Source organism: Microbispora bryophytorum (genome assembly GCF_043197435.1).
Lineage (GTDB): Bacteria > Actinomycetota > Actinomycetes > Streptosporangiales > Streptosporangiaceae > Microbispora > Microbispora bryophytorum.
This window is the reverse complement of sequence record NZ_JBICTF010000002.1, coordinates 688,834-706,903: the sequence shown is the minus strand read 5'-3', so window position 1 is coordinate 706,903 and position 18,070 is coordinate 688,834. Positions and strand designations below refer to the sequence as shown.

The 18,070-nt window shown below is 71.1% G+C and carries 17 protein-coding genes and 1 riboswitch; of the genes, 8 read left to right on the top strand and 9 right to left on the bottom strand.

Annotated features, from left to right (window positions below):
• The first annotated feature begins 40 nt into the window (after nucleotides 1-40).
• From ACGFIB_RS08250 to ACGFIB_RS08235, 4 genes are all read left to right on the top strand, one after another.
• Nucleotides 41-646 carry a TenA family protein gene (locus ACGFIB_RS08250; RefSeq protein ID WP_393369562.1) on the top strand — a complete coding sequence of 202 codons (606 nt, stop codon included), beginning with the start codon at nucleotides 41-43 and terminating at the stop codon, nucleotides 644-646.
• Between the two features lie 21 nt (nucleotides 647-667).
• On the top strand, nucleotides 668-1,546 hold the full coding sequence (locus tag ACGFIB_RS08245; RefSeq protein ID WP_393369561.1) for an Fpg/Nei family DNA glycosylase: 879 nt from the start codon (nucleotides 668-670) through the stop codon (nucleotides 1,544-1,546).
• A 105-nt stretch (nucleotides 1,547-1,651) separates the two neighbouring features.
• A complete protein-coding gene (locus ACGFIB_RS08240; protein ID WP_142567940.1) occupies nucleotides 1,652-1,975 on the top strand; it encodes a rhodanese-like domain-containing protein in 324 nt (107 codons plus the stop codon).
• A gap of 69 nt (nucleotides 1,976-2,044) precedes the next feature.
• Nucleotides 2,045-2,161, top strand: a riboswitch (TPP riboswitch).
• Nucleotides 2,152-3,492, top strand: coding sequence for a purine-cytosine permease family protein (locus ACGFIB_RS08235; RefSeq protein ID WP_142567939.1), 1,341 nt, complete (start codon nucleotides 2,152-2,154; stop codon nucleotides 3,490-3,492). (Overlaps the previous riboswitch by 10 nt.)
• A gap of 55 nt (nucleotides 3,493-3,547) precedes the next feature.
• Here ACGFIB_RS08235 and ACGFIB_RS08230 read toward each other — a convergent pair whose 3' ends face one another.
• Nucleotides 3,548-4,108 carry a methylated-DNA--[protein]-cysteine S-methyltransferase gene (locus ACGFIB_RS08230; RefSeq protein ID WP_357258289.1) on the bottom strand — a complete coding sequence of 187 codons (561 nt, stop codon included), beginning with the start codon at nucleotides 4,106-4,108 and terminating at the stop codon, nucleotides 3,548-3,550.
• A 242-nt stretch (nucleotides 4,109-4,350) separates the two neighbouring features.
• On the opposite strand from ACGFIB_RS08230, the gene ACGFIB_RS08225 reads away from it, so the two are divergent.
• Both ACGFIB_RS08225 and ACGFIB_RS08220 read left to right on the top strand, forming a co-directional pair.
• Nucleotides 4,351-6,201 (top strand): PAS domain-containing sensor histidine kinase, encoded by a 1,851-nt coding sequence (locus ACGFIB_RS08225; protein ID WP_357258964.1) that lies wholly within the window; start codon nucleotides 4,351-4,353, stop codon nucleotides 6,199-6,201.
• A 148-nt stretch (nucleotides 6,202-6,349) separates the two neighbouring features.
• Nucleotides 6,350-6,802 carry an ATP-binding protein gene (locus ACGFIB_RS08220; RefSeq protein ID WP_357238141.1) on the top strand — a complete coding sequence of 151 codons (453 nt, stop codon included), beginning with the start codon at nucleotides 6,350-6,352 and terminating at the stop codon, nucleotides 6,800-6,802.
• A gap of 108 nt (nucleotides 6,803-6,910) precedes the next feature.
• On the opposite strand, the gene ACGFIB_RS08215 is transcribed toward ACGFIB_RS08220, so the two are convergent.
• The 6 genes from ACGFIB_RS08215 to ACGFIB_RS08190 all read right to left on the bottom strand — a co-directional run bounded on the left by ACGFIB_RS08215 (nucleotide 6,911) and on the right by ACGFIB_RS08190 (nucleotide 11,676).
• A complete protein-coding gene (locus tag ACGFIB_RS08215; protein WP_357258291.1) occupies nucleotides 6,911-7,573 on the bottom strand; it encodes a YidC/Oxa1 family membrane protein insertase in 663 nt (220 codons plus the stop codon).
• A gap of 74 nt (nucleotides 7,574-7,647) precedes the next feature.
• Entirely contained in the window at nucleotides 7,648-7,929 is a 282-nt protein-coding gene (locus tag ACGFIB_RS08210) for a DUF6412 domain-containing protein (RefSeq protein ID WP_357238137.1), read from the bottom strand.
• Between the two features lies 1 nt (nucleotide 7,930).
• Nucleotides 7,931-8,098 (bottom strand): hypothetical protein, encoded by a 168-nt coding sequence (locus ACGFIB_RS08205; protein WP_357238135.1) that lies wholly within the window; start codon nucleotides 8,096-8,098, stop codon nucleotides 7,931-7,933.
• 136 nt (nucleotides 8,099-8,234) lie between these two features.
• Entirely contained in the window at nucleotides 8,235-9,506 is a 1,272-nt protein-coding gene (locus ACGFIB_RS08200) for an ATP-grasp domain-containing protein (protein WP_357238133.1), read from the bottom strand.
• A gap of 32 nt (nucleotides 9,507-9,538) precedes the next feature.
• Complete coding sequence (locus ACGFIB_RS08195) at nucleotides 9,539-10,540, bottom strand: proline dehydrogenase family protein (RefSeq protein ID WP_357238131.1); 1,002 nt, start codon at nucleotides 10,538-10,540, stop codon at nucleotides 9,539-9,541.
• Nucleotides 10,541-10,557: 17 nt separating this feature from the next.
• Nucleotides 10,558-11,676, bottom strand: coding sequence for a fatty acid desaturase family protein (locus ACGFIB_RS08190; RefSeq protein WP_357238129.1), 1,119 nt, complete (start codon nucleotides 11,674-11,676; stop codon nucleotides 10,558-10,560).
• Nucleotides 11,677-11,930: 254 nt separating this feature from the next.
• Here ACGFIB_RS08190 and ACGFIB_RS08185 point away from each other — a divergent pair, with 254 nt between their 5' ends.
• Both ACGFIB_RS08185 and ACGFIB_RS08180 read left to right on the top strand, forming a co-directional pair.
• On the top strand, nucleotides 11,931-13,154 hold the full coding sequence (locus ACGFIB_RS08185; protein ID WP_393369555.1) for a helix-turn-helix domain-containing protein: 1,224 nt from the start codon (nucleotides 11,931-11,933) through the stop codon (nucleotides 13,152-13,154).
• A gap of 170 nt (nucleotides 13,155-13,324) precedes the next feature.
• Nucleotides 13,325-14,575, top strand: coding sequence for an ATP-grasp domain-containing protein (locus ACGFIB_RS08180; RefSeq protein ID WP_357238125.1), 1,251 nt, complete (start codon nucleotides 13,325-13,327; stop codon nucleotides 14,573-14,575).
• A 144-nt stretch (nucleotides 14,576-14,719) separates the two neighbouring features.
• Here the strand turns inward: ACGFIB_RS08180 and ACGFIB_RS08175 are convergent, their stop codons facing one another.
• Both ACGFIB_RS08175 and ACGFIB_RS08170 read right to left on the bottom strand, forming a co-directional pair.
• Nucleotides 14,720-15,931: an aminotransferase class V-fold PLP-dependent enzyme gene (locus ACGFIB_RS08175; RefSeq protein ID WP_393369552.1), complete on the bottom strand. Its 1,212-nt coding sequence runs from the start codon at nucleotides 15,929-15,931 to the stop codon at nucleotides 14,720-14,722.
• On the bottom strand, nucleotides 15,928-17,916 hold the full coding sequence (locus ACGFIB_RS08170; protein ID WP_393369549.1) for an alpha/beta hydrolase family protein: 1,989 nt from the start codon (nucleotides 17,914-17,916) through the stop codon (nucleotides 15,928-15,930). The genes ACGFIB_RS08175 and ACGFIB_RS08170 overlap by 4 nt, the downstream gene beginning before the upstream one ends.
• Nucleotides 17,917-18,070: the final 154 nt, after the last annotated feature.

Below are 18,070 nucleotides of genomic sequence, written 5' to 3'. Positions count from 1 at the left end.
GTCGAGCCTAACTCGCGGATTACGGCCACAATGAGCCCTTATGGGAATCTCTGCGGACCTGCACGCCATCGGGCGGCCGATGCTGGACGCCCAGCTCGCGCACCCGACCGTACGCGGCATCGCGGCGGGCGACCTGCCCGAGGCGGTCTTCCGGTCATGGCTTGAGCAGGACTACCTGTACCTGCTCGACTACGTCCGGGTGTTCTCGCGGCTGGCCTGGCAGGCTCCGGACGCCCACCTCGGCGACCTGGTCGACTTGGCGCACTCGACGTGGCACGACGAGCTCGACCTGCACCGGACGCTGTCGGCCGGGTTCGGCGCCGACCTCGACGGCGCGGTGAAGGGCCCGGCCTGCGCGGCGTACACCGCGTTCCTGCTGGAGTCGGCGGCGGACTACGGCGAGGGGCTGGCGGCCCTCTACCCCTGCATGTGGGGCTACTCGACGCTCGGCCGGATCCTGGCCGCCGACCCGCCCGCCGAGCCTCGCTACAGGGCGTGGGTGGACACCTACGCCGACCCGGCGTTCGCCGCCCTGTCCGCGCGCGTCGCCGTCATGATCGACGAGGCGGCTCCGGACCCGGCGCGCGCCCGAGAGCTGTTCGTCCGCGGCATGGAGCACGAACTCGCGTTCTGGGACGTCCCCTGAACGCGGAGCTAGTGTGAGGACATGCCGGAGCTGCCCGAGGTCGAGGCGCTCGCCGAGTTCCTTCGCGAGCACGCCGTCGGCCATGCCGTCGTCGGGGTCGACGTAACCGCCTTCCAGGCGCTCAAGACCGTCGACCCGCCCGTCACCGCGCTCGCCGGACTGCTCGTCACCGGCGTGGCGCGGCACGGCAAGTTCCTCGACGTCGACTGCGACGGCCTGCACTTCGTCACCCATCTGGCCCGCGGCGGCTGGCTGCGCTGGCGCGACGACCTCACCGGAGCGAAACCGGTGCGGCCGGGCAAGGGCCCGCTGGCGGTGCGGGTGAGGCTGTCTCCGGACGAGGATGGCCGCGCCCCCGGGTTCGAGCTGACCGAGGCGGGCACGCAGAAACGCCTGGCCGTCTACGTGGTGCGCGATCCGGAGGACGTCCCCGGCATCGCCGGCCTCGGGCCGGACCCGCTGGCCGAGGGCTTCACGCCGGACCTGCTCAAGACGATCGTGGGCGGGAGCCGCACGCAGATCAAGGGCCTGCTGCGGGACCAGAAGGTGATCTCCGGCATCGGCAACGCCTACTCCGACGAGGTGTTGCACGTCGCGAGGATGTCCCCCTTCAAGATCGCCGGAACGCTGACGGACGGCCAGGTCGCCGACCTGCACGACGCGATCGTCAGCACGCTGCGGGACGCGGTCGGGCGGGCCAGGGGGCTGGCGGCCAAGGACCTCAAGTCGGAGAAGAAGTCGGGCCTGCGCGTGCACGGCCGTACGGGCGAGGCGTGTGAGGTGTGCGGCGACACGATCAGGGAGGTCTCGTTCGCCGACTCGTCGCTGCAGTACTGCCCGACCTGCCAGACCGGCGGCAAACCGCTGGCCGACCGCCGGATGTCCCGCCTGCTCAAGTAGGCCCCGCGAGGAGCGGCCGGACCTGCAGAGGGTTCTGCGCATCACCGTGGGTCACAGCTCGCCGCATGGGCCCGGGCACCGATGGTGTGCCGTCAGAATGGGCGCATGACATTGCCGGAAATCGCCCCCGACGCACTGCCCGAGGACGCGTACCTGCTGGACGTCCGCGAGAACGAGGAGTGGGTGGCGGGCCACGCCCCCGGCGCCGTCCACATCCCGCTCGGCGAGCTGCAGGTGCGGGTGGACGAGGTGCCGCACGACCGGCCGGTGTACGTGGTCTGCCGGGTCGGCGGACGTTCGGCGCACGCCGCGATGTGGCTCAACCACATCGGCCGGGACGCCGTGAACGTGGACGGCGGCATGCGGTCCTGGGCCGCGGCCGGACGTCCGATGGTGAGCGAGGGCGGTGAGGCGCCCTACGTCGCGTAGGGGCAGTCGCCTAGGGACCGGGGCGGCGTAGGAAAACGGTCAAAGAAGTGTCATAATCCCCAAGACATCATGAATACCCGCGGGAGCTCGGGCGTGACCGGGCTGAGAGGGCGGATCGAAGTCGTGCCGCCGACCGCATGAACCTGTCCGGATAATGCCGGCGTAGGGAGCGTGTGATGACTTCTGCCGTCGTCGACGACGTGCACGCGGAGGTTCCGCTCACCCTGGACGAGGAGGCTCCGAGGACTCTGGGCCTGCTCGACCAGGGTGCCTTCTGGGCCAACCTCGGCGTCAGCCTCCTCGGCTTCTCGGGGGCGCTGTTCCTGCTCGACCCGCTGGGCGGCAAGCCGCTCACCTTCACCGCGGCGGTGCTCGCCGCCGTCGTCGGCAGCCTGCTCGGGACGGCGATGGTCGGCCTGGCCGCGATCCCCGGCGTACGCACCGGGCGGCCCGCGATGGTGCTGCTGCGCGGCCTGTTCGGGGCCCGGCTCTCCTACATCCCGACCGTGCTGAACATCGTGCAGATGCTCGGCTGGGGCGCCTTCGAGCTGTGGGTCATCGCCAACGGCGCGCAGGCGCTGTTCGGCACGGCCGTGCCGTACGCGGTGTGGGCGGTCGCGGCGGGCGCGCTGACGATCGCGCTGACGATCCGGCCGCTCGGCGCGCTGCGGCTGCTGCGGCGGTACGTCACGGCGGGCGTGGTGATCGCGATGATCTGGCTGTCGATCGCCCTGTTCCGGCAGGGGCCGTCCGTGGGCGGCGGCAGCTGGGACGCCTTCGCCCCCGCCGTCGACTACGTCATCGCGCTGTCGGTGTCGTGGGTGCCGATGGCCGCCGACTACGCCAGGCACTCGCGGTCGAGCGGCGCGGCGTTCACCGGCGTCGTCGCCGGATACACGATCGCCCAGGTGGCCTGCCTGGCCCTCGGCATCGCCGCGCTCGCCCTGGTCGGCAACGACGGGGACAAGGTGTGGGACCCGTTCGTGGCCGCCCCTCTCGGGGTCGTGTTCTTCGGCATCCTGGTGCTGCGTGAGGCCGACCAGTCGTTCGCGAACGTCTACTCGACGACCGTCTCGATCCAGAACCTCGCGCCGCGCTGGGACCGCCGGGTGATCTCGGTCGTGATCGGCGTGCTCACCACGCTGATCGCGCTGTTCGCCGACGTGAACTCCTACGGCGCCTTCCTGAGCGTGATCGGGGCGGTGTTCGTGCCGATGTTCGCCGTGCTCGTGGTGGACTACTTCCTGCTCGGCGGGGCCGCCCGGTGGAACACGGCCAAGGACGCCCCCTCCCGCTGGCTCATGGTCGTGCCGTGGATCCTCGGGTTCGCGGCGTACTGGATCGTGACCTCCACCCCGACCGTCGGCTGGTGGGACGGGATCTGGACCGAGGTCCGCCTCGCCCTCGGGTTCGTCCACCAGCCCTGGATGAACGCCGCGCTCGCCGCGTTCCTCGTGGCCGCGCTGGCGACCGTGGTGCTGTCCCTTCCGGCGCGCCGCCTGCGGTCGCGCCGTTAGAGGCGCCCGGTCTGGCGCTCGGTCCGGCGCTTCGGTCTGGCGCTCGGTCTGGCGGTCAGAGGGCGCCTTCGAGGCGGAGCAGGTGCTCCTTGGCCGCCGGGCCGCCGGCGTACCCGCCGAGCGCGCCGGGGCCCTCCACCGCCCGATGGCACGGCAGGAGCAGGCAGACCGGGTTGCCGGCCAGGGCGTTGGCCACCGCGCGGGGCGCCTGCGGCCGCCCGATCCGCTCGGCGATCTCCTGGTAGGTGGTGACGCTGCCGTACGGCACGGCCGGCATGAGCTGGATCACCGTACGGCTGAAGCCGGTGACCAGGCGCAGGTCCACCGAGAGGGAGAAGGTGCGCAGCCTGCCGGTGAAGTACGCGTCCAGCTCCCTGCGCAGGGGATCGAGGCGGCGCGGGTCGGGCCCGATGAACGAGCCGACGGCGCGGGAGACCCGGGCGAAGACCTTGTGCTCGTCCTCGTAGGCGCAGGCCAGCACGCCACGTGCGGTCACCGCGAGGGCCAGGCGGCCCATCGGCGCGTCCATGGTGCCGAAGGCGACCTCGGGCGGGGCCACGCCGACGTAGCCCGGCGAGGTCACGCGGAGCAGGGCTTCGAGGTCCTCGGTGGACATGGGCGCCCCACTTTCTCTTCTCTGCGTGCAGGCAGCGTATCGGAGCGGTCGCGAGGTGACGGAAAACCCCAAGATCAAAAGGTGAAAGGGGGCACGATGGGGACGTGGGTGACAGCAGCGTGGACGGCCGGGCGGCGGACCTCGCGCCCGTAGTCCCGGACGTCACGGTCCCGGACGTCGCGCCCCTCGGTGACGCGGCGTTCGGCGATCTGGCCTTCGGCGATGCGCCTTTCGGCGACGCGGTGTTCGGTGACGCGGAGGAGGGCCTCGCACGGGCGGTCCTGGCCGGCTCCCCCGATGCGATCGTCGCGCTCGACCGCGACCTGGCCGTGCTGACCTGGAACGCGGCGGCCGAGCGGCTGTTCGGCTGGCCCGCGTCCGATCTGCTGGGCAGGCGGGCCCCGATCGTGCCCGACGAGCTGACGGCCGAGCACAACGCCGTGCTCGAACGCGTACGCGCGGGCGGCCGGGTGTCGTTGACCACCAAGCGCCTCCACCAGGACGGGCGGCTGCTCGACCTGCGGGTGGACACGAGCGCGTTGTGCTCGCCGGCCGGTGTCCTGCTCGGATACGTGAGCGTCTACCACGCCGCCGAGGACGACGACGCCGCGCACGGCAGAATGGTGCAGCGCGCCCGCCTGGTGCGGCGGCTGACCGACGTGGTCGGCGACATCAACGCCGAGCTCGACCTGCCCGTCGTGCTCGACCGCATCGCCGCGAGCCTGACCGAGCTGACCGGCGCCGACGCCGGCGGCTTCGTGTCCATCGAGGGGGAGCGGCTGCGCCTGGTCGGCGTTCACCAGTTGCCCGAAACGCTGCGTGGGGCGACCGCCGGGCTGCACACCAGCCTGGTCGCCAAGCTGCTGCGCACCGGCAAGACCGTGTTGCTCGAGACCGGCCCGGAGGGCTTCCAGGACCTGATCTGGGCGCGCCTGCCCGGCCTGCACACGATCGCCGTCGGCATCGCCGCCGTGGGCGGGCGTCCCTATGGAGCGCTCTACGCGCTGTTCGCCCGGCGCAAGGCGAGCCATCTGGAGCTCGAACTGCTCGAACTGCTCGCCGGACACGCCGGGATCGCGGTCGCCAACGCCATGGCGTACCAGGAAGCGGTGCGGCAGCGCGCCCACGAGCGGGCCGTCTTCGACGCCAGCGCCGACGGCATCGCGGTGCTCGACGGCTCGGGCGCGGTCGTGCGGTGGAACCCCGCGGCGGCCGAGCTGACCGGCCACCCGGAGGACCGGGTGATCGGAGGGCCGCCGCCCTTCCCGCTGCCGGCGCCGGGGGAGAAGCTCACCTTCCAGCTTCCGTCCGGCCGATGGCTCGACGTGCTGTGCGCGGAGATCCGGGAGACGGGGGAGACCGTCGTCGACTTCCGCGACGTGACCCGGGCCAAGGAGCTGGAGGAGGCGAAGGACCTGTTCCTCGCCACCACCAGCCACGAGCTGCGTACGCCGATCACGATCGTCCACGGCTTCGCCAGCACGCTCGACTCCCGCTGGGAGCACCTGGCGGACGAGGAGCGGCGGTCGGCGGTTCACACGATCGCCGAGCGCGCCCGCTCGCTCGGGCAGCTCATGGACCACCTGCTGCTCGGCGCGCGGGCGGGCGCGAAGGAGCTGAAGGTCAGGGTCGAGCCCTTCGACCTGGCCGCGCGGGTGCACGCGGCGACGCTCGGGCTGCCGGTCCTGTCCGACCGGCACCGGCTGGAGGTGGACATCCCGCCCGATCTCCCCTTCGTGTACGGGGACGCGCTGGCCACCGACATCCTTCTGGCCCAGCTCCTGGAGAACGCGTTCAAGTACTCCCCCGACGGCGGCCTGATCCGGGTCGAGGCGTGGCCGGAGGACGACCGGGTCGTGCTGGTGGTGGACGACGAGGGAGTGGGCATCGCGGCGGGCGACCGGGAGCGGATCTTCGAGCGCTTCGTCCAGGCCGACAGCGGCGACCGGCGCAGGTTCGGCGGGGTCGGGCTCGGGCTCTACATCGTGCGCAACCTCGCCCGCGCCCAGGGCGGAGACGTCGCCGCGCTGCCCCGATCCGGCGGGGGAACACGCATGTGGCTGGTGTTGAACTCGGCAGGATCTTCATCCTGATAAGACAGATCGGAGCGTGGCGTCACCACTTAAGGACTGAACTATTGTCCAATGTGCACAAGCTGTGATCCGGAGCACGGTTTCCCAGCCGAGTAAGCGGGGCATTTCGGTCGTACTGGCTCGTGCAGCAGGAACGGGGGAACGGGAGGTGAGTGCGTCGAGCGTCGTGATGCTGCCGTACGCACCGTCGAGCGTCGCCGTCGCACGTCAGCGCCTCAGCGCCGACCTTTCGAACGCGGGGCTGCTCGCCACCGCCGTGGACGACGTCGTTCTGATCATGAGCGAACTGCTGAGCAACGCGCTGCGCCACGCCCACCCCCTTCCGTCCGGCCAGCTCAAAGTGGCATGGCTCTGCTCGGACACCCAGGTCGAGGTGGCCGTGAGCGACGGCGGCGCGTACACGGAGCCCCGTGCCGGTCGCCCGACCCTGTCGTCCCTCGGCGGACGCGGGCTCGGCATCGTCGAATACCTGGCCGAGCGCTGGGGGGTCAGGCACGAGGAGGAGACGACCACTGTCTGGGCCGTCGTCCCCGCCTCATGGCCCGCCCGAAATGCGCATCCCGAGCTGTCCGAAACCCCGGTGCTGCGCGAGGTCGGCTGAGCGCTCCGCTACGCTCCGCGCCCGCAGGCCGTCCCCGCCGGTGTCCCCCGCCGCCCAGGTCATGATCGCGTGGTGACGGGTCCTGCCGTCAGCGTTCCAGGCACCTCGTCACGCGGCGCGCGGGTGGAGGACGGCCCGCTCGGCTGTCGTCCAGGCGCTGCTCACCAGCAGGTAGACGCCCGCCGCGAGCGGGAGGAAGGCCGCCACGGCCACGGTCCAGAACGGTGCGAGGAGTTGCAGGCGCCGCATCGGCGCCGTGGGCTCGACCCTGCGGGCGGCGACCACGGCCACGGCCACGAGCAGCGCGAGCAGCCCGGCGAAGACCAGGACCGGCGGGCCGGCCAGGCCCGCCCCGGCGACCGCGGCGGCGAGGTGCTCCCCCAGCGGCACGCCGAGCACGCTCTGCGCCAGCAGCAGGTTCGGGTGTCCCGCGATCACGGCGGCCGTGAACAGCCGGTAGGTCACCATGAAGAACGGCGACTGCGTGAACGCCGGAAGATAGCCGGTGAACCGGCCGACGCCCTCCTTGGCATGCAACGCGTTCACCTCACGCAGGAGCCGCTGCGGATCGTTCTTCCACCGCGTGCGCAGCCTGTCCACCTGGGGAGCGAGCCGCGTCCTGATCCGCTGGGCGCGGGCGACGCGGACGCTCAGCGGCAGCAGCGACAGCCGTACGGCGAGGGTGACCAGGACGATCGCGAGCCCAGCGCCGGTGACCTGACTGAGTGCCTCGACGAGGCGATAGGCGGGATCGAGCACGAAGTCGAACATGGGAAGCCTTTCGTCTGTGGCCTTCTGCCGATGGATGAGGGCATGACGAAAGCACTCGCGACCGGAGTGGCCGGTCAGACGAGCGCCGGGCTTCCTGATGGTGCGCGGGGACGGGGACGGCCGGGCGCGCCGGGATCGCGCAGCCTGACCATCGCCGTCTCGCCGTTGTACGACGGACTGCCCGGCCCCCGGCGTAGAACGGCGACGCCGGTCAGCCGGCACAGCATCCAGGCGAACACCAGGACGGTCACGCCGGCCAAGCCGACCGCGGTCAGCGCGCCGGGGCCCGAAGACCCGGCGGCCAACCCGGCCAGCAGCCAGACGAGCGATCCGATGGCGGCCTGGAGCGCGTGCACGTCAGCGGGACAGCTTCCCGACGACGGTGACCACGGCGACGACGACGAGGGCGATGATCCCGATGATGAGCAGGAACTTCAGCGTCGCGAACAGTGCGGGGATCACGAATCCGAACACCAGCCAGAGGGCCAGGAGGATCCCCAGTACGGTCAGTACGGTACGGGCCATGGCCCCAAGGTACGCGGTGGCACCGACAACTGCGAGCTTGATCCAGAATCGGTTCACATACCCGCGATCCATGAGGTTTCACGTGAATCATGCGGGGGAGCGCACCCGCGGCGAGGGCGCGCTCCCCCGCCGTCGATCAGCGCAGGACGTAGACGCGGTCCTTGAGCGTCTGGATCGCCTCGTGATCGGCACGCAGCGCCGCCAGGTCGGGACCGGTCATGAAGATGCGCAGCGGGCTGCTCAGCAGGTCGACCGTCGGCCGCATCCGCCGGCCCGGAGCCAGCTTCACGCTCACGAGGTGCACGGTCGGCAGTGAGGAGATCTTCTCGACCACGGTCTCGTCCACCGCCGCGACATCTCCCTCGCGGGTGGTCGCGGTGTTGTGCACGAACGCCTCCTGGCGCTTCGTGTAGACCCGCCCGCCGTAGGTCTCGGCGAACTCCCGGGGACGGAGGTAGGCGAGCGCGGTCAGGTCCGCCTGGTTCGTACCCAGGCAGACCTGGTGGAAGCCGGGGTTCAGGTTGCCGTTCAGGCGGGCCCCGATCTCCACCAGCGCCGGCCCGTCCGGCGTCATGACGACCTCGGCGTGGGCCGGCCCGTTGCGGATGCCCAGCGCGTCGAGGACCTCGTCGACGTATGCGATCAGCTCGGGGACGGGGTGATCGGCCGGGTCGCGCAGGACGTCGTTGTCGTAGATGTTGTTGCCGGTGGCGAGGATCTTCTTCTCGTACTCCCACACACCGCAGACGAAACGCCGTCCGTCCGCGCTGACGGTGTCGACGATGTACTCGGTGCCCGGCAGATAGGACTGGACGAGCGCCTCCCGGTTGGGCAGGTCGAAGATGTCGCGGGCGGACAGCACCCGCTCGGCCGCCCGTCGCACCTCCTCCTCGTTCCGGCAGACGAAGACGTGGTCGGTGGACGCCGAGCTCAGCGGCTTCACGACCACGGGGTAGTCACCGCGGCTTCTCGCCCAGGCCAGCAGTTCTCCGGGGTCGCCGCTCTTGAGCTGGTCGGCGCAGCGCAGTCCCCTCTGCCGCAGGGTTTCGATCATGCGGAACTTGTCGCGCCTGGCGGCCGACCGCGCGCTGCCGTTGGTCGCCAGGCCGAGGCGCTCGCTGAGGGCGTCCGCGAGCGGGACGCCGGGCTCCTGGCCCGCCACCACCGCAACGACCTCGTACTGCTCGCGCAGCACCTTCGCGACGGTGTCGATCTCGTCCTCGTCCCGGCAGATCACGTTGCCCTCGTACGCGGTGAGGTCGGGGGCCAGCATCGACGGCATCAACTCGGCGGTGCTCTGGACATGCACCACACGTGCCCCGAGCCGCCGGAACGCCTGGGGCAGGAAGTTGCCGGAGGAATAGCCGTCGACGATGGCCACGCAGGGGGTGGTGTCGGGTCCGGCCATGGAGGGCTCCTCTCTCTCGTCCACGGTCGTGGTCAGTACTCCTCGCCGAAGCGGACGCGCCCGGGGTCCGCCATGTCGGCCAGCGCGGTCAGCACGTTCGGCGGGTGCTCCGCCAGTCGGTGGAGGAAGTGGAGCCACCAGTTCTCGCCGTAGACCGTGGCCACCCGGCACGGGACGCCGCGCGTCCGGCAGGCGCGCAGGAGGGCCGGCTGTACGCCGTGCAACATCTCGATCTCAGCGAGTCTCCCGATGAGACCGCGTTCGTCGAGGAGGCTCAGGGTGGCCGCGTCGTGGGTCCCGCAGGCGAGCGGAACGCCGCGGTCGAGCAGCCGGGCGGCCAGGTCGGCGTAGCGTTCGTTCAGCTCCGCGCCGCGCGGAAGGGCGACGTGCGGACTCTCCCGGTACACGCCCTTCACCAGGCGGACCTTGCGGCCGTGTCCGGCGACCGCGTCGAGGTCTTCGGGGGTGCGGTGCAGGTGGGCCTGCAGGGTCAGTCCGACGTTGGGGTGCTCGGGCGCGAGCTCGTGGAACACCTTCAGGATGTCGTCGACGAATCCGCTGCGCTCCATGCTGATGACGACGGTGATGTTCTTGGCCTGGGCCGCGCGGAGGATGCGGGAGGTGTTCTCGCGGGCCAGGTCGGGGGAGATCAGGGAACCGACGTTGGACAGGTCGAACCCGAGCTGGACCGGCTCCGCGGTCCCGGGCGCGGCCTCGGCGATCAGCGCCAGGTACTCCTGGACGATCGCCTCGACCTCGGCGGGATCGGTGACCTCCTCACCCACGTACTCGACACCGGTGCGGTAGCCCTTCGCGGACAGCAGCGCCAGCCGGTCGCGCAGCCCGTCCCGGTCGTGGGCGACGACGTAGCGACCGGCGGGTACGGAGAACAGGTCCCTGAGCGCGGAGGACCGCAGGAAGGCGGCGCGAAGGCCGGGATTGGCGGCCATCGCCCTGAGCGCGGCTCCGGCGAGGGTCGATTCGTCACGGCTGCCGGTGCTGGTGACGGTGTCCTGAACTGTCGCGGTGGTCATGTGAGCGTCTCCCAGGGTCAGGCGGCGCGGGCCAGGGCCGCGGTCTCGGCGAAGCTGCGCCCGGCGGTGGCCGGGTCCCCTCCTCTCCGCCGCCACTCGCGGTATTTGGCGGCGTAGCTGATCAGGGTCTCCCGGTCCGCCTCGTCGTGGGAGCGGGTCAGGATCCCCGCCCACATGCGGTCCCAGCGGGCGTACGCCGGGTCTCCCAGCAGGACCCGGTGTGCCTTCTTCATGTTCCAGAACGGCACACCGGTGTTGAGGTGGTGGACCAGGTGGTAGTTGTCGTTGTGCCTGCCGAGCAGGAACCTCTCCACGGCCCAGCCGTGCCGGTTGCGGGTCATCAGGATCTGCTTGTCCTCGCTCTCCGGCAGCGGGTAGTGCTCGGCAAGCTCGGAGAGCCACCCGATGGCGGTCGCCGTCGTGAAGAGCGGAACGATCCAGAACAGGACGAACTCCGGCAGGGACCCGGTCAGTACAACCACGGCGGCCACCACGGTCCAGACGCCGGCCAGCAGGGCCTTCTCCGCCCTCAGGCTGATGGGCATCGACACGGCGACCTGGTCCTGGCGGAACAGCAGCCGGTCGCGCACGACGTACCGGACGTACTCGGCGGCGCGGAGGCCGAACAGCGCGCACAGGATGTTGCGGAGGAAGAAGCTCCGGTTGGAGGTTCGGGGGTCGTAGAGCCCGCACTGTACGTGGAAGTTGTAGTCGGGGTCCCTCTCCAGGTCGCCCAGGAAACGATGGTGGAAGCCGATGTGGGAGCTTCGGTACGGGTTGTACATGTGGAAGACGAGGTGCCCGGAGAAGACCGTCCCCAGGGCGAGGTTGAGGAACCCGTGTTTGGCGAGCACCTTGTGTGACGACTCGTGCAGGAGGTTGACGAACGCCCGCTGCGTCGACCCGATCAGGACCGCCGACAGGGGATAGAGCCAGTACGAGACGCCGACGCAGAGGTAGACGGACAGCGCGATCACCGCGTAGTCGAAGAGCAGCCCCAGGACGGCGTGATGGTTGTCGAGCCGGCACAGAGTCCGCAGTTCACGGCGGATCTCAGGGGCGAGCCGGCTGAAGTCGAGTTCGTTCGCGGGGCTCGGTCCCCGCTCGGCCTTCAGTGTGGATGTCTTGCTGTGCACGGTGAGCTCCTCAGATGGCGCCGGATGTCGGCGATACGTCGAGAGCGGGCCGGTGGGCACGGACAGCGCTTCAGGAGCGTAAAGCTCACAAGCCCGTCAGTCAACATGTTTCCCGATGTTTGGCAACAAAGTGCCTAGACGCCGTGGACCGGATGGCCAAAGCTGGCGGTCATGTCGGGTCGCTCGTTTGCCAAGCGAAGCCGGAGCATGACAATATGGCGCTGTAAACGTATGTGTGCGTCCATGGGGGCGAGATGCTTGAGCAGCCTTACTTCGGGCAGCGCCTCAAGTCTCTGCGGCTCCAGATGGGGCTGACACAGGCTGCTGTCGCAGGCGACAAGATGTCGACAGGTTACCTGTCCCGCCTCGAGGCCGGGTCGCGCGTGCCCTCGCCGCGGATCGTCAAGTACCTGGCCAGTCGGCTCTCCGTGCCGTTGTCGGCGTTCGACACCCTGCAACCGTCCCTGCACGCCCAGGTCCTCACCGCGATGACCATGAGTTCCACGGGCGAGGACGTCCTCGAGCCGCTGGACGCCGCGGTCCGCGCGGACAAGGGCAAGGACCTTCGGCTGCGCTGGCAGGCGTTGTGGCTGCTCGCCTCGCGCCGCGAGAGCGAGGGCAGGCACCGGGAGCGGCACGACCTGCTGGCCGAGCTGGTCGGTCTCAGCGAAGCCCTGGGCATCGCCGAACTCCAGGCGCGCACCCACACCCAGTTGTCCCGCTGCCTGCGCATCCTGGGGGACAACGCCGGGGCGCGTGAGCACGCCGCCGCGGCCGTCGAGCTGTCCCGCGACCTGTCGCTCACGGATCGCGCGATGGCGCTGCAGGAGCTGGTGGCCACCGAGGCGGAGGCGGGCCGGCTGATCGAGGCGCGCACCCACGCCGCCGACCTGTGCCGGCTCACCGAGGAAGCCCCCGCGCCCCTGTTCGCGAAGGCGTTGTGGGCGTCGGCGACGGTGCACAGCAGGCTGAACGACCATGCCGCGGCCCTGGACGCGCTCGAACGCGCGATGGACACCGTCAGCAGCGAGGACGATCTGCAACTGTGGATGCGCCTGCAGCTCGCCGCGGCCTCCCTGTATCTGCAGTCGGACCCGCCGCTGACCGGCAAGGCGCGAGCCCGGCTCGACGAGGTGGCCCCGGCCGTCAAGCTCGTGGGCGGGCTCCAGGGACAGCAGGAGCTGCTCGCCCTTCAGGCCCACCTGGCCTTCGCGGACAACCGCGTGGACGACGCCCGTGAGCTGTGCGAGCGGCTCGGCACCCAGGAGCTCACGCTCTCCTTCCGCGACCGCGTCCGCATCCAGGCCCTGTCGGCGAAGCTGCTGATCCTGGACGGCAAGGTCGACGACGGCATCGCCCGGCTGCGCGAGCTGGCGCAGCGCGCGGACGAGGCGCACAACATCGAGCTGGCCGTGGAGCTGTGGCGCGGAGTGGCCGAGACGCTGGCCCGCGCACACTCCTCTGTGGAACCGCAGTAGGAACCCGCCCTCCGCCCTCGGGCCGTCCCGTGGCGCCCTGCCGTGCCGCCGTGATCCTGACCTCGCGGGCAGATTGAGGCAACTGCTATTGCCAACAGGGCAATAATCGTGTCAATCTCTTCACGCCCATCATTATGCCGCACGATGACGAAGAAGCGAGGTAGCGCGTAATGGCCCATGAAAGCCGACCCGTCGCGGTGCTCGTCGACGCGTACACCACTGGCAACTTCTTGCCTCCGGCGTTCGACCGCCTGGGCGTGGACCTCATCCACGTACAGAGCACGCCGGAGCTGATGCAGTCGATGCTCGCTCCGGACCTGAGCGCCTACCGGGGGAACCTGGTCTGCGCGGACCCGGCGGTCACGGCCGGCGAACTGGCGGCGTACCGGCCCGTCGCGGTCGTGGCGGGCCAGGAGCCGGGCGTCCCCCTCGCGGACGAGCTCGCCGACCGGCTCGGGCTGCCCGGCAACGGCGCGGCGACCTCGGCGGCGCGACGCGACAAGTACGAGATGATCGAGGCACTCCGCCGCGCCGGCGTCCGCTGCGCCCGGCAGTTCCAGAGCGGCGACGTCGAGGAGATCGTCGGCTGGGCGGAGCGCAACGGCTATCCCGTCGTGGTCAAGCCGCTGGCGTCCGCCGCGACCGACAAGGTGGCCGTCTGCCACGGCGAGGCGGAGGTCCGCAAGTCGGCCGAGCAGATCCTGTCCGAGAAGACGATCTACAACGAGACCAACAGCGTGGTGCTGGTCCAGTCGTACCTCGCGGGCACCGAGTACGTCGTGGACACCGTCTCCTACGACGGCAAGCGGTACGTCTGCGGGGTGTGGCAGTACACCAAGCGGCTGCTGGGCACGCACAACATCTACGACATCGAGACGCTGCTGCCCGAGGACGCCCACCCCGTCCCGGAGCTGGTCTCCTACATCCACGACGCGCTCGACGCCGTGGGCATCCGCTTCGGCCCCGCCCACGCTGAGGTGATCATGACGGAGGACGGCCCCGCGCTCGTCGAGGTCGGCGCGCGGCTCGCGGGCAACATGCACCCGGGATTCCATGACGAGTGCCTGGGCGCGAACCAGGCGGACCTGACCGCGCTGGCCGCCACGCGTCCGGACGAGTTCCTCGGCCGCTGGGCCTCCCGGTGTTACACCAAGCGCCTGGAGGCGGCGGTTTACACGGCGCCCACGACCCTCGACGGTGTCGTCGACAGCATCGACCGGTCGGTGGTGGCCGAGATCGAGGCGCTGCCCTCGGTGTACGGCGTGAACGTGAAGATCAAGGAGGGCGGCCGGATCCGGCCGACGGTGGACCTCTACACCAGCACCCTCCGGGTCTTCCTGAGGGCGGACACCACCGAGGAGCTGATGCGCGACTACGAGCGGGTCCGGGAGCTCAAGGACCGCGTGTACCGGCTGCGCTGAGTCTCGACGCCGCGAGAAGATCCCCGGGCGCGGCATCCCCGGGGATCTTCTCGCCCGGACGGTAACGCGCGGGTGCCCGCGCGTGCCGCCGGCCTGCGCAGTCGTGCTCGTGGTTGCCGGCTTCTGCCGGTCCGGGCAGGACCCTCACGGGGCGACGGCCGACCGCAGGGCCCGGCCGAACACGGCGATCTCGTCCGGGGTGTTGTAGTAGTGCGCTGAGGCCCGCACCGCGGTCTCCACGCCCAGCTCGGCCATGTAGAGGGGAGTGTGGTGGCCGAGGATGCGCCAGACGTTGATCCGCTCGGCCGCCAGGCGCCGCACGACGACCTCGGGCGGCACGTCGGCGTGGCGGAAGGTGACGATCCCCGAGTGGGTCGTGCCGGGGCGAATGACCTCGACGCCCGGCGTCTGCGCCACGGCCGCGCACAACGCGTCGAAGACCTCCCGATGGGCGAACGGAGTGCCCGTCTCGAACACTTCGAGCGCCGCGTCCAGACCCGCCACGGCCGCCAGGTTCCGCTCGGCGAGTTCGAGTGAGCGCGCCGTGTCGTCCTCGACGCGGTAGGAGGACGGCGAGTCCACCCGCGCGACGTGCAGGTCGTGGAACTCCGGGACCAGGCTCTCCCGCACCCGGCGGGCGACGTAGGCGAAACCGGTGCCGCGCGGGCCGCGCAGGAACTTCCGGCCCGCGCCGGTGAGCACGTGACAGCCGATCCGCGCCACGCTCACCGGAAGCTGGCCGACGGACTGGCAGGCGTCCACCGCGTAGACGCACCTGTACGGCGCGAGCAGCCGGCCGATCTCCTCCACCGGGTTGACGATGCCGCAGCCCGTGGGCACGTGCGGCACCGAGACCAGGGCGACGGAATCCGAGATGTGCCTCGCCATCCACTCCAGGTCGAGGTCGCCGTCCGGCCGGGTGGGCACCACCTCGATGCGGCAGCCGGTGCGCGCACGCAGGGAGAGCAGTGAGACGAGGTTGCCTGCGTACTCGTAGGGGGTCGTCCATACGCGGTCGCCGGGGCGTAGCGGCAGCCGGAGCACGACCGCGCACCAGGCGCGCGTGGCGCTGTCGAACAGCGCGATGTCCTGCTCCGGAGCCTCCAGCACGCGCGCCAGGCGCCGGTAGACCTCCTCACGCAGGACCTCCCCCCGCAGTTCCTCCGCCTCGTAACAGCCGAGTGCCGCCTCCAGCTCGATGTGCTCGGTCATGGCTCTGCGGACGGCGTCGGGCATCAGCCCTGCGCCGGCCGTGTTGAGGTGGATGAGGTCGCCGGCCCGGCGGGTCGCCGCGTCCGCTGTCTCCGCCGCTCTTCGCCGCGCCTGCGTGGCCGGGTCGAGCACCGTGTCTCTCATTCGCTCCGTCCTCTCGTCCGCTCCGGCCTCTCCTCGTCCGGGGCGGGGGTGAAGCCCAGCGCCCGGCCGTACAGGTCCAGTTCGGCGCGCAGCGAGGCGACGACGCTCGGCGCGCGCCGGAATCCGTGGCCCTCGCCTTCGAAGGTCAGATAGCGGACGTCGAGCCCGCTCCCCTCCAGCCGCTTCAACAGCAGCGCGGCCTGGGCGGGCGGGCAGACCGTGTCGTCCAGTCCCTGCAGCAGTACGAAGGGCGAGCGGATCAGGTGCGCGCGGGCCACCGCGGAGCGTTCGTCATAGCGGTCCTTCGTCTGCGGCCAGGGGCCGATGAGTCCGTCCAGGTAGCGGGACTCGAAGTCGTGCGTGCCGTTGGCGCGCCAGCTCGCGGGGTCGAGGACGGGATAGTAGACGCCCGCGGCGCGGTAGAGGCCGGGCTCGGCGCAGATCGACAGCGCGGCCGTCCAGCCCCCGGCGCTGCCGCCGCGGATCGCGATGCGGTCCGGAGCGGCCAGCCCAGCCGCGGCCAGGCCGCGGGCCGCCGCGGCGCAGTCCTCCACGTCGGTCACCCCCCAGTTCTCGCGCAGCCGCTCCCGGTAGGCGCGGCCGTGTCCGGTGGACCCGCCGTACTGCACGTCGAGCACCCCGACGCCCCGGCTGGTGAAGAAGGTGATCTCCTGGTTGAGGATCATCGGGCTGCGGCTGGTCGGACCGCCGTGCACGAAGACGATCCACGGCGGCAGTTCGCCGTCCGGGCCGGTGCGGTCCGGGTGGTACGGCGGGTAGACGTGGGCGTGCACCTCACGGCCGTTCTCCCCTCGGAAGGTGTGCCGGTAAGGCGTGGTGGCCCACGTATCGAGGTCCTGGCCCGCCGGGGGCCGGACGATGTCGACCTCGCCGGTGGCGGGATCGGCGAGCACGATGTGACGGCCCCGCCGCGGCCCCGCGCAGACCACGGCGATCCGCCGGCCGTCCGTCGCGGGGGACAGCCACTCGGTGCCCGCCCGCGCGAAAGCCTCGGGATCGTCCAGGTCGCCGTCCGGGCCGAGAATCCCCAGCCGCCGCTCGCCACGGCCGTGCACCACCGCCAGCGAGCCGTTCCGCAACGGGAGGCACCAGCGCTGCCCGATGCGCCAGAGCGCCTCGCCGAACTCCTCCTCGCGCGGGCACAGGTTGCGCAGGCCCCCGTCCGGGAGCACCTCGTGCACGTTCCACCACCCGCCCGGGTCGGTGACCGCGTACAGCCTGCCCGAGCCGTCGGCGGCCCAGTCGACCTGGGTGACCGCCTGCCCGCCGCCCACCAGTACGGCGGGTTCGTCGAGCGTGCCGTCCGGGGCGACGGCGGCGACCACCAGCTCGGTGGCGTCCCAGGGCATGTCCGGGTGGTTCCAGCCGATCCACGCGACGCGGTTCCCACCGGGCTCGACGCGCGGGCCGGTCATGAAGTGGTGCGTCGCGGCCAGCACCCGCACCCGGGAAGGGTCCTCGGCGGCGCTGCCGTCCAGCGGCAGGGCCACCAGGTGCCGGCGCACCCGCGTGCCGGCGGCGTCGGCGACCTGCTCGCGCAGGCACCAGACCTCCCCGCCGCGGACGGCGAAGTCGGCGTAACGCAGTTCCGCCGCCCAGGCGCCCGGCGGGCTGAGCGGGATCGGCGCGGCGCCCGGGCGCCAGTGGTAGACGCGCTGGTCGGCGGCGTGCGTGAACACCACGCCGTCCTCGGCCCGGTGCGACAGGGCGGCCCAGGGGCGGCCGCCGTACTCGATGACGCGGGTGCGCACGTCCCAGCCGGGCGGCAGCGCCTCCGCCACGCCTTCGGGGCCGCGGCGCATCAGCGCCGCCCGACCCTCCTCCTCGGGCAGCGCCTCCGTCCACCACACTTCGTCACCCACGAAGCCGACCCATTCCAGCAGGGCCTCGCCCCTCGCGACGTCGACGGGCCGGATCGGAGACGGCCAGGTTCCGTACGGTGCGGTCCTTCGTGCCTGTGCCATGGTCAGCGGCCTCCCGGTCCTCGAAGTTTCCAGGCAAGACCTTGTCACGCTACGTCCGGGTTAGGCAAGAAATACTTTCTCGACGTGATAACCGCTAGTACTGTATGAGCAGTTGACGTCCGTTGCACTCGTGGCTGACGCCGTGGCAAGTAAT